We start from the raw sequence: 11,517 nt of genomic DNA, 5'->3' as shown, positions 1-11,517 counted from the left end.
CGTTGGCGCCGGCATTGCCCTGGATGGTTTGGTCCAACTCGTTGCCGGTCAGGTTGATTGCCGTGGTGCCGGCGTCCTTCGTGGTGCCAAGGACTTCAATCGACGAGCCGGCCGAGAGCGCAGAGCTCACGGAGGTCCACACCCTGTCTTGACCTTGGCCAGAGGACTCGACCACCCTGTCGCCGGCATTGTCGACATAGTAATCGTCGTTGCCGCCATGGCCGGTCATCGTGTGGGCACCGGCTCGGTGGAGCACATCGGCGCCGTTGGTGCCATCCAAAATATCATTGGCAGGAGAGGTAGCGGGCGTTGTGGGGGCAGTCGGCGTTGTGGGAGCAGTCGGCGTGGTGGGGGCAGTCGGCTCGGTGGGAGCAGTTGGCGTTGTGGGGTCAGTCGGCGCAGTGGGAGCAGTTGGCGTTGTGGGGTCAGTCGGCGTGGTGGGAGCAGTCGGTGTCCCGGCATCACTCTGATTGTGTTCCCTGAAGAAGGCTTGCAGTGTCGGAGAGTTCTCAAGCGCGGTGTCGCCTTCCTGCTGGCCCCAGGCATAGGCGAAGTCGAAGGCGGGATTGGGAACCAGCTTTTGCCAATGGTCCATCATGGTCTGCAACTGGTCCGTTGAGGGCATGACATATTTGCCGCCCGTGTTGGTCGTCCAATTGCCGCCGCCAAACGTCTGATAGACCGGAACGATCTGGCTGATCGGGATGCCCGAGGCCACCGCGGCAGCCACGGATCTGTCGATCATGTCGTAGTCGACGGTGCTTGAGCCCGTGCGCACCGGATACGGGTCTAAGCCGAACAGATCGATATTCGTGTTGGCAGAGTTGTAGGTATTGGCATAATTCGGGTTTGCGGCAGAGCCCATGTCCATCAGGGTGATGAAGGTCTTGGCGCCCGGCAAATTGGAATGGATGTAGTCGGATTCCGCCTTCAGATCGGCCGCGTCCACCTTTGTGTGGTACTTGCCGGTTGGATCCGGCTCATCGACGAGAAAAAACCCATACAGCTTTGGATTGCCGATGAAGGGGGTGACTTTGTCGATAAAGGACTGGGTTACCCCTTCGCCCTCATTGAGCCAGATCAGGCCTTTCGAGCCCTCTGGCAATTCGTTGAGCTGCTCGACGGTTTGAACATCAACCAGGTTGAAGCCGGCGGTTGCAACTTCGCCGGCGGATCCGCCAGCGGCAAAATGGAGAGCCATCTACAATCCTTTTTCTCATTCGATAGCGCCCCGCGGCTGCCTGCCTACTAGAGGACGTATATTAGCGACAAATCACATACCAACACCCTTTGATAGAAACATTGATCGCCGATAGGATTCTGAGAGTTGGAAAGCTGGTTGCCTTGACCAATACAAAACTGTGTCAAAAAAAGACACCTCCTTTGCAGATAAAATTCTTGATCGTCACTTTATTAGACTGTGGCTCTGCACAAATATACTAGATTAGTGCCAACCATTTTGGCTACTTCAGTTTAAGGAATATTTCATAGGCAGATTCTTTGTTGGCGTTTCACAAAATCTGTCAGACTGCCGGTAAAGTTGGCGGAGATTAAAGCAGGGTGTGAACCAGATTGTATCCTCACCATCGCGACTGAATTTGTTGTGGACATAGAATGGCAGGTGCTCACTCCCCCTCGGTCTCTTCGGCAGCCGAGGTTACCGAGTCGCATGTGGCCGAGTTCGGCCTATCTGCCGCTCGTCTAGAGGCACGCTCTCTCAAGGCAAGGTTCTGACCGAAATGCGGTTCAGCCAGCGCATCGAGATTCCGGTCCACGGCCAGGAGCGTGACCAAGCGGGCAAGGCCCCTCAAACCAATATTTGAGCGAATGCCGGGTACCGGCAGCCGCATGGTCGTCGAAGCGCGGTTTTCGGTTGCTCTCGTTGGCGGAAGCGTTCGCGGAATTCTTCGAGTTCGGGGCGCGAAATGGTTCTCCCACGCGTCACGATATGCGTGTTGCGAAGGCCAGCCACATGGCTGTTGCGAGTGCCAGGCGGTTGAGTTTGCCGGCTCTGAGCGTTGATCCACGCCAAAGCTTACCGACGTGTGATGCCGCAGCGCGATCCAAACCCGGTTTGCCTCATCTAAACAGACGAGGACAGTAGACCAGCCTGCCCCTACCGTGACCATGGCGACATACGCGCACAAATGGCGAAACCAAGAGCATGCAAGCAGAATCGAAAGCAGGCCACTGCCCGCCACTAGGGTATGGCGCAGGGTCAGGGGAGGCAGGATGAATCCGCATCTCGTATGTGTGGGAGGCGAGGACCACGCCTTGAGAATCCCGTTCCTGATGTCGCTTCGCGAAAAGGGTTTTCGGATCACCGCGGTTTCGAGCGGCAGTGAAGCCGCGTTTTTGCGGCATGGCATTCCGCATCGCCAGTACGGTTTCGACCGATTTTCCAGCGGCACTGGACAATGGGCCACGGTCAGAACGATCAGAAAATTGATGTCGGAACTCCGGCCGGACGTTGTGCAAAGCTTCGACACCAAGCCGAACCTGTTGACGCCGCTTGCGGCGCGCGGACAGTTTCCCGTCATCCGCACGATCAATGGCCTGGGCTGGACGTTCTCGTCGCTGGAGCCGCGGGCTCTGGCTCTGCGTCCAATCTTTTGCGGACTGCAAGGACTTGTGTCCCTCTGGACTGCTGCGACGGTGTTCCAAAATCGGGACGATCAGGCCTTCTTTGAGCGCTACAGGTTAATCCGACGCGGCAGCGGACGGCTGATCCGCAGTTCAGGAATCGATGTCGATGCGTTCGCCATGGCAAGGCACCTTGCACCGCCGGCGATGAAAATGCGCGAAGATCTCGGGCTCGACCAGTCCGCCGAAGTCATCGTTTTTGTCGGTCGGCTGACCCGTCAGAAGGGTATCCCGACACTCCTCAAAGCAATTCCACGCATCCTGTCCAAGAGGCCGAATGCGCGTGTCGTGCTCGTCGGTCCATGGGAAACCGAGGGCCCATTTGCAGTCGATAAAGCGGACATCGATCGCTACGCCCCCAATGTCATTGTCTTGGGTCCGCGACGCGATGTTCCTGCCCTTCTCAGCATGGCCGATCTGTTCGCTTTTCCCACAGAATATCGAGAAGGGATCCCGCGCGTCCTGCTGGAGGCAGGACTGGCAGGATTGCCCATTGTCGCCTCGAGGATGCCTGGCTGCAACGACGTGGTAAAAGACGGATGGAACGGCTACCTCGTTCCGCCGCATGACGCCGATGGCTTGGCGTCTCGAATAATAGACGTCCTTTCCGACCGCGATCTCGGAAAGCTCATGGGCGGTCGTTCTGTCGAACTCGTCCGGGAGCAGTTCTCGCTGCCCTGGGTCGTCGACCAGTATTGCGATCTGTACAAAAAAGTCCTTAGCGCCAAATCCCATGGCGATCTCGCTCGATCTGTGTCCCCGATCTTGCTCGAAAAGGACGCCGCAGAGCCCGAAATGGGTGGGGTGCGCCGATGATCCGGGACGCCTTGCTGGCCGGCGGCATTGCGATGGCCTACGCCGCGCAGCTCAGCATTCCAGGAATGCCTTTCGGATATACCGAATTGCTGCTGTCGCTTTGGATCATGCTGTCGATCGGCCGAATAGTCATGGGTGGTCGCCTGGAGGCCACGCCGGCCCTGTACCATCTTGTGACCTTCTGGGTGATCATGACGTTTGCCTGGGGGATCGGTCTCATCATTGGCCTGTTGACCTCGGTTGAATTACTTGCGGCGCCGGTCCACGATATGACAGCCTATGTGCTGTTGGCCTGCGTCACCTGTCTCTCCGCAGCCGAGCCCGAAGCCGAACTTCATCTACGTCGCACCGCCTGGTGGGTGATCGGCATAGCGAATGCGTGCTTTCTCTTTCAGCTGGCGCTCGGCTGGGGTTTTATCCAACAACCCGGCGTCGACCCATGGTTCTGGGATCGCTTCGTCGGCTGGTCCGAAAATCCGAACCAACTGGCGCTCTATTGTGCGCTCTTTGGTCCGCTGGCGTTGTATCTTGCAACGACCGCCCGCAATCCATGGGCGAGGGTATTTGCGTTCAGCAGCATTGGTGTGACCTTCCTTGTCGGGAAGCTGACAAAGAGTGATACCTTTCTTCTTACAAGCATCCTTACCCTCCTGACATTTCTGGGGCTGCGTGTTCGGATATGGTTCGCGTCCGGTAACAAAGTCACCGTTTTCCGCCAGGTGACCCTCCTGTTGGTGGTCGGCTTTCTTCCCCTGGCGGTGTCGACGGCACCCTATGTTGTCACGGAGTTTGGCAACGTCGAAGATATCGCCAAGGGTCTCAGCCGAGGTGGGGGCGGCGAGGAGACAACGGAGACTGCTGAACTTCGCTTCAGTCTCTGGACCGATGCATTCCAAAAGGGCTTGACTTCAGGGTCTCTGGGCCTTGGACCCGGCCCGCATGTGGACCGCCCGCTCGCGGTCTATAAGCAGTTTCGACGCGAACCTTTCGAGGCCCACAACACCTATCTCGATACGTATACTCAAGGTGGATTGATTGCGGTCCTGGCCCTGCTCTGGATCCTTGGCTCAGCCACCCTGGCCGCTTGGCGTGCGAAGGCCGATGCCCTGTTGGCGTTGATGTTGTCGATCCTTTTTTACGGGTTTCCGCACCTGATCGTCCGACACCCGATCGTGTGGTTTGCGGTCACCCTATGCCTCGTTGTTGGAACGTCGCGAACAGTTTCAACGTCACGAGCAGCTTCGGTGACCCGCAATCGAACTTATAGCTACGCGGGGTAAAGGGATGTGTGGGATTGCCGGAATTCTCCTAGCACCGGGTGCGGCCGACGCGAAGCCGCTGAAGGCCATAGCGGGAATGACGACTGCGCTTCGTCACCGTGGGCCCGACGGCGAAGGCTTCTGGGCCGATCGTGAAGCCGGCGTCGCGTTCGGTCACAGGCGTCTGGCCATTGTCGATTTGTCGGAGGCTGGACATCAGCCGATGCGTTCGGCAAGTGCCCGATATGTCATCACCTTCAACGGCGAGATCTATAATTTCCGCGATCTTCGCCACGAACTTGAAAGTGCGGGCCATTGTTTCCGCGGCACCAGCGACACTGAAGTCATGCTGTGCGCGATCGAGAATTGGGGACTCGACGCAGCGCTCAAGCGCTTTGCCGGCATGTTCGCGTTTGGATTGTGGGACCGGAAGACGAGGACCCTTCATCTCGCCCGTGACCGAATGGGCAAAAAGCCGCTCTACGTTGCCGCAACACGCGATGCATTGGTTTTTGCCTCCGAGTTAAAGGCAATCAACCGTTTTCCAGGTTTCCGTCAGGAGCTCGATCTCAATGCGGCGGCGGCGATGCTGTCGAGGGGATGGGTACCGGACAACAGTTGCATCTGGCAGGGCGTGTTCAAGCTGCCGCCAGGTTCCGTTCTGTCTGTTACGGCGGCAGATTTTGCTGGCGCACGCAGTGCCGCGTCCCTTTCGCACCACATCCGGCAGTGGTGGTCGCTGGCCGATGTCGCCGAGAAGGGTCGGCAGGAACCAATCGCCGGCACCGACGAGGAGCTGATAAACAAGCTCGACGAGTTGCTGAGACTTGCCGTCCGGGAACGCATGGTCGCCGATGTGCCGCTGGGCGGCTTTCTATCCGGCGGCGTCGACAGTTCCGCCGTTGTCGCCCTGATGCAGGCTCAGTCCCAAAAACCGGTGCGCACGTTCACGATTGCTTTCGGAGAAGGCGGGTTCGATGAGGCGCCCCACGCTGCCGAAGTCGCCCGGCATCTGGGCACCGACCATACCGAACTTCACCTTTCGCCCGCCTCCGCGCGCGACATCATCCCAGAACTGCCACAGACCTGGGACGAGCCGTTCGCCGACGAATCGCAGATACCAACTCTGCTCGTGGCGAGGCTGGCTCGCCAGCACGTCACGGTGGCTCTGTCGGGCGACGGTGGCGACGAATGCTTTGCCGGTTACGCTCGCCACCTCATGGCGGCCCGAGTGAAACGGCAGCATGGTCTCCCGTTGCCGATGCGCCAGACGCTTGCGACAGGAATTGGATTGCTGGCCCGTGCGGCCCGTCACGATCTCGTCAGCAAGCTGCCGCTTTCGGCGCATGCGCGCCATGCACTGCGGAGCGACCGGCTGGATCGCCTGGCTCGGCTCCTTTCAGCGGCGGATGAGGATGAACTGTATCAGCGGCTGATGGGATCATCGACCGAAAACCTCACTCACCATAGACCCCCCATATCGATCAATGGCACACCACCGCTTGACGGCCTGCTGTCGCGTCTCCTGTACGACGACATGGTCGGCTATCTGCCCGGCGACATACTGGTGAAGCTCGACCGCGCCAGCATGGCCAACAGCCTCGAGGGACGATGCCCGCTTCTCGATCATCGGGTTGTCGAATTCGCCTGGCGCCTGCCGGCGGACGTGATGGTTCGCCACGGCAGAGGCAAGTGGATCCTTCGCCAGCTGTTGCATCGCTACGTCCCCGAGCGACTGATCGATCGGCCGAAGCATGGCTTCGACGTCCCGATAGCTGTCTGGCTGAGAGGGCCGCTGCGCATCTGGGCCAGCGATCTTATCGCCGATATGCGCCTCTCCGGGGATGGGATCTTCGACTTTGCAAAGGTCGAGACCTGCTGGCGAGATCACATGGACGGCAGGCACGATCATTCTCGTGATCTGTGGGCGGCATTGATGTTCCAGGCATGGCGCAACGAGGCCAGTCGCCCATCGACGCCAGCAAAGGATCTGTCCCGCATTTTCGAACTGGCAGGAGTGTAAGATGGAAGGTTCCATAGTCAGCCGCATTCAACTTCCGCGCGCGACTGAGATGCATGTGACCGCGCGTGAGACCAAGCCGCGTATGAGGCGGCCGCTGCGCGAGCAGATCGACACGGAGAACCCCTTACAGCAACTTCTGACTACCATGGCGAGACGAAAATGGTTCCTGCTAGCCATGGTCGTTCTAGGTGGTGTCTTGGCCGGGCTTGCAGGCTTTATTCGCCCTGTCGAGTACGAAGCGACCACGCAAATCATTCTTGATGCTCCCAGCAGGAGCGGGCCTAACGGCACGGAAATTGCTCCAGAGATGCTGGATGCCAGCATTGACGATCATATAACCATGCTCTCGTCGCAAGGGCATCTGCGTCGCGTGGTGACGGCGCTTCGCAAAATGGAGGCTGGCAGCACTGCCGCACAAGGCGGCTCCGGAACTGGCGATGCTCGCCCCAATCCTGCTCAGGACGGCCAATCGAATTCGCACTCATTTGCAGGTGGTCTGTTGAGCAGAATTTGGCCGCAGAGCAAACCGGAAGACTTGGATGCAGCTGAACTGAAGGCGCTACGCAAGGACGTGAGGGTCGGGCAGGAACTGCGATCGAGAGTGATCACAGTAGGCTTCACCGATAACAATCCAACGCGAGCCGCCATGGTGGCCAATACGTTCGCCCAACTGTACATCGACGATCTCGCAAAGAGGCACCAGGGCTCGGATAAGCTGGAACTCGACTCGATCGTCGCCGCCTTGCCGGGAGTGCAAAGCGATCTGGCAGAAGCGACCGATCGTCTGGAGAAGTATCGGCTGAGCCATGGCGCCGTTGACCAAGGTGCGGCGGACAGCGCCGCCAGGGAGACGGCCGAACTCAGCCAGCAGATTTCCTTGTCGAAAGCGGATCTCTCCGCCACGGAAGCTCGCCTTCAACATATTCAGGACCTGCGAAAGAAAGGGGCGCCGATCACCGCGCTCGCCGAAGCGATGGGGTCACAGGTGCTGATCGACCTGGCGGCTCGGCAAGCCAATGGCGAGGCAAGTGACGATTTGACCAATTCGATCAACCTCCAGATAGAACAGGGCACCGCCCGTATCGCGGCGGAAGCGGAGATCTATCGTGCCCAGGTCACCACTCTAGACACACGCAAGAGCGTGCTCGACGCGGTTGGCGCCGAAACAGCCGGCCGGCTGTCCGGGCTGCGTGCGCTGGAGCCGCAGGTCAGTATCCTGACGCAGCGATACAATCAGCTTCTGACCCAACAACAGGATTTGATCCGCCGCATCGCAACTCCGTCGGCCGGAGTCTCGACCCTTTCAGCCGCATGGCCGCCGACGAATCCAAGGACCCTATCGCCAATCTTTCTTATTCCACCCGGCATGGTCGTGTTTGGCCTCATTGGCGGCGTCTTCGTCGTTCTTCGTAATCGCCTCGATCAGACTCTGCGTGGCGAGTCCGAAGCTGAAGCAGCGCTCGGGGTTCCTTGCTTGGGGCTGATACCACAGGCTCCCACAATGCACGCCAAGCGACTGCAGCAGTTGGTTCTCGCCCAGCAGAAGTCCAGATACAGCCGCGCCGTAACGTCCCTGCTTGTCGCCGCGGCGCCCAAGCCGGTCAGGGATCGCTCGTCGCATGTCATTCTCGTCACGTCCAGCGTGCAGGATGATGGCAAGACCGAACTTGCATGGAGCCTGGCCCTGGCAGCCACCCGGCTGGGAGGCAGAGTGCTTTTCCTCGATCTTGACGGCACGGGCACGCCCCTCACGAACGAGTTTCTGGACGAGTTCACAGCACACAAGCCACGCAATTTCTTCGGAGACTATGTGAGTGACCGCTGTGCCTTGCATGATGCAACCGTCGGAATGCCTGAAATCGGAATCGACTTCATGGCTCTTGCGCCATCGGAGGATCTGCTGGCGCTGCTGTCCACGGCCGACGGTGCCCTGTTTACGGATGAGCTACAGTCGATCTACAGCATCGTCATCATAAATGGACCGCTGGGACTTGCAGGACCAGAGGCCGGGCTTCTGACGAGTTGGGCTGACGCGGTTCTTTTCGCCATCCGCTGGGGCAAGACACGACGCAGCATCGCGCGCGGTGTTCTGGAGCCGCTTGCGAGCGATGCATCGGTTTCGGTCCCTGTGGGGAGCGTTCTCACGCAGGTCAATCTCAAGAAGCACGCCGGCTATCATTTCGGGGACAGCGCTGATCTTTTGCTCGAGAGAGTGTCATGAGCGTCACAAGCGGCCTCCAAGCAGCAACGATATCGCCACGATCGGATTTGACCTTATGATCATTGAACTCTTCGGGCCGCCTGGATCCGGCAAGAGGACCTTTGCTCACGCTCTTGCCCGGCGACTGCGCGGGCAGGGGTACAATGCCAGGGTCGCCCCCGGTCACGCGCCTCGCGAGAGGGGATCGAGCGTCGATCTTGGAGTCTTTCTGGCTATTTTCAGGATCATATCGGCAATATTTTCAACATTGAAAATATTGCTCTCGCCGAGAGGCAGAATCAAAGATCTCTCGACGTCTCTTTCCATGACAAGAATGATCCCGCCCAAAAAACGAATATGGCGGGCCCGGCTCTGGCAGCACATATTGAAACTTTCGCGCCGCTGGGATGAGGCCAAGCAATCCAGAGACGTGGTCATATTCGATCAGGGCTATGTCCAGGCGGTTGCATCGCTGGCAATGCTTAATGGAACCGCGGACAAGGCCGCGCTCGCAAAGGCCCTCAGCCTCGCGCCCACCGCTGATTTCACGCTCAGAGTTGTTGCGCCGCGCTCGATCGTGGAGACGCGCCTGCAGCAGCGGATGATGCACGAAGCGCCTGCGGAGCGAATTTTCGAGACGGATTTCGACACGAGCATGCGCGCTTTCGGGGTGTTTCAAAGCTTAGATGATATTCTTGTCGAATCCGACCGGAAAATCATTCCGATCCATACTCTCAACGATCGGTCTTCGTTGGAAGGCATCGAGTGTGTCGAGCACAAGATAATCTCGAAAATCCTGCAAGCCGGAGGTCGACCCGCAGTCCAAGGCAGCGAGGATCATGAGGTGTTCGATGACAACCTCGACGACTATGGAGTTGTGAAGACGGCACGAAATCCTGCTGTCTCTGTTGCCGCGGCAGATGTCGTTTCGCGCCCCAACCAAAACCGTCCCAACCAAGACATGGGCCGAAGCCTCGGCTACGCTACCGTCTTCGCTCTTATGATCTATGTCGGCGGCGCGGGATTGACCAGCCTGGCGCAATTGTTGATTGCGCGCCTTGTTGGTCCCACCAGCTACGGCATCTATTCCTACGTCCTGTCCTGGACTTCCGTGCTTGCCTATCTTGCGACACTTGGTTTCAATATATCCCTATTGCGCTTCGTGTCCGCCTACAGGGCCAAAGGGCGGCTTGACCTGGCACACGGCGTAATCAGATTTGCTCTGCAAAGGGCGCTGGCAGCGGCGACACTGTTCGGCATCACAGGCGCCGCCTTGATCTTTTTCTTTTCAAATCCTTCTCAGAAGGAACTTGAAATCAGCCAACTTCTAGGCATGGCGGCAGTGCCACTGGTCACCGCCTACGCCTTGGGCGCGACACTTGTTCGTTCTTTCGGCGGCGGTGTCTCAGCCCTTTTGCCGGAACGCATCGTGCGCGACGGCCTGTTGTTGACGTTGCTGGGAGCGGCGGCCTTGTCGGGATCGTGGACCCTTGACGCCACCTTGGTGATGAAGACGGTGCTGATAAGCTCGGGCATTACAGTCGCACTGGTGTATATCCTCGCAACGAGGTTTCAGCCGACCGGCCTGCGGCAAACCGAGCCCAGCGACGCATCGCAAGAGTGGTGGGCCGTGGTTCCGCCAATCATGCTCATGGCCGGGCTCGATGTTTTCATCAACCGCGCCGGCGTCATGGTGCTGGGCTGGACGGGTCATATCAAAGATGCAGGAATCTTCGCCTTGGGATTGAACGTCGCATTGCTTGTGGGTCTTTCCGTGGCTGCTGTCGGGGTGATGTTTTCGCCGGCGGCGGCGGCCCTGCATGCGCAAGGCGACCGCAAGGGGCTGCAGCAGCTATTTTCACGCGCCTCGATACTTTCGGCCTGCGGCGCCATTGCCATGGCTGTCCCGCTGGTTGTGATCGTCAGACCTCTCATGAGCTGGTTCGGCGAGGATTTCAGCTCAGGAGCGCCCATCGCCCGGGTGCTGATGCTCGGATATGTCGCTGTCGCACTGTGCGGACCGCAGCTGAACCTGTTGACGATGACTGGCAACGAATGGGCGGCGGCCGTAGCCATGATCGTCGGCGCGGCCGCCGGCCTCATAGGCTGTGCGGTGGGAATCGAGCTCTACGGTCCAATGGGCGCCGCAATAGGCCTCGCGCTTGCCCTGGCTGTCTGGAACGTGGCCATGGCGATCTTCATCAGCAAACGATTGAAGATCATGCCAGGGCTGGTCTTTGCGCTGACGTCGCTCAAAACGGGCACAGTTAACCGTCAGCTGCGATACTGGTTCTTACACTGATCTGAAGCTGGCGGCTGCCTCTGAGCGGTCGCGTTACACAGTCGAATTCAATGCCGTCACCACTGGGGCAGGGCACTTGCGGCGAAGCCCTTTTGAAGGTTCTGCTTAAGCGGGCGGGCGTTGGCCGCCTTAAGGCGGGACGGGGCTCAGCATTGAGGGCAGCGTATCCTGCCGAACGAAGCCGGGGCTGAGCATGACTTGGAAGCCCCACTCTGCGAGCGATCGCGAGGCAGGGCTCAAGCTGAAAAACCCCACCGGCCTGGCAACTCCGAAG

6 protein-coding genes are annotated in these 11,517 nt (G+C 59.0%); 5 read left to right on the top strand and 1 reads right to left on the bottom strand.

The annotated features are described in order from the left end of the window. Nucleotides 1-1,201: hypothetical protein (locus MESS4_RS34680; RefSeq protein WP_036241672.1), on the bottom strand; the 1,201-nt coding region annotated here is incomplete at its 3' end. Between the two features lie 1,031 nt (nucleotides 1,202-2,232). Here MESS4_RS34680 and MESS4_RS19240 point away from each other — a divergent pair. Genes MESS4_RS19240 through MESS4_RS19220 form a run of 5 tightly spaced genes read left to right on the top strand, consistent with a single transcriptional unit; the run spans nucleotide 2,233 to nucleotide 11,243 of the window. Further along, nucleotides 2,233-3,459, top strand: coding sequence for a glycosyltransferase family 4 protein (locus MESS4_RS19240; protein WP_006334432.1), 1,227 nt, complete (start codon nucleotides 2,233-2,235; stop codon nucleotides 3,457-3,459). Next, the gene (locus MESS4_RS19235) at nucleotides 3,456-4,739 is read left to right on the top strand and encodes an O-antigen ligase family protein (protein WP_006334431.1); all 1,284 of its coding nucleotides are present in this window, start codon (nucleotides 3,456-3,458) and stop codon (nucleotides 4,737-4,739) included. The genes MESS4_RS19240 and MESS4_RS19235 overlap by 4 nt, the downstream gene beginning before the upstream one ends. Nucleotides 4,740-4,743: 4 nt before the next feature. Continuing rightward, nucleotides 4,744-6,741 (top strand): asparagine synthase (glutamine-hydrolyzing), encoded by a 1,998-nt coding sequence (asnB, locus tag MESS4_RS19230; RefSeq protein ID WP_006334430.1) that lies wholly within the window; start codon nucleotides 4,744-4,746, stop codon nucleotides 6,739-6,741. 1 nt (nucleotide 6,742) lies between these two features. Further along, on the top strand, nucleotides 6,743-8,962 hold the full coding sequence (locus MESS4_RS19225) for an exopolysaccharide transport family protein (RefSeq protein WP_006334429.1): 2,220 nt from the start codon (nucleotides 6,743-6,745) through the stop codon (nucleotides 8,960-8,962). 55 nt (nucleotides 8,963-9,017) lie between these two features. Next, nucleotides 9,018-11,243 carry a lipopolysaccharide biosynthesis protein gene (locus MESS4_RS19220; RefSeq protein WP_036241671.1) on the top strand — a complete coding sequence of 742 codons (2,226 nt, stop codon included), beginning with the start codon at nucleotides 9,018-9,020 and terminating at the stop codon, nucleotides 11,241-11,243. Nucleotides 11,244-11,517: the final 274 nt, after the last annotated feature.

Origin of the sequence: Mesorhizobium sp. STM 4661 (genome assembly GCF_000359125.1) — a bacterium.
In the GTDB taxonomy this organism is placed as follows: domain Bacteria; phylum Pseudomonadota; class Alphaproteobacteria; order Rhizobiales; family Rhizobiaceae; genus Mesorhizobium.
The sequence above is the reverse complement of the archived record's forward strand: the minus strand, read 5'-3'. Positions and strand labels throughout refer to the sequence as shown.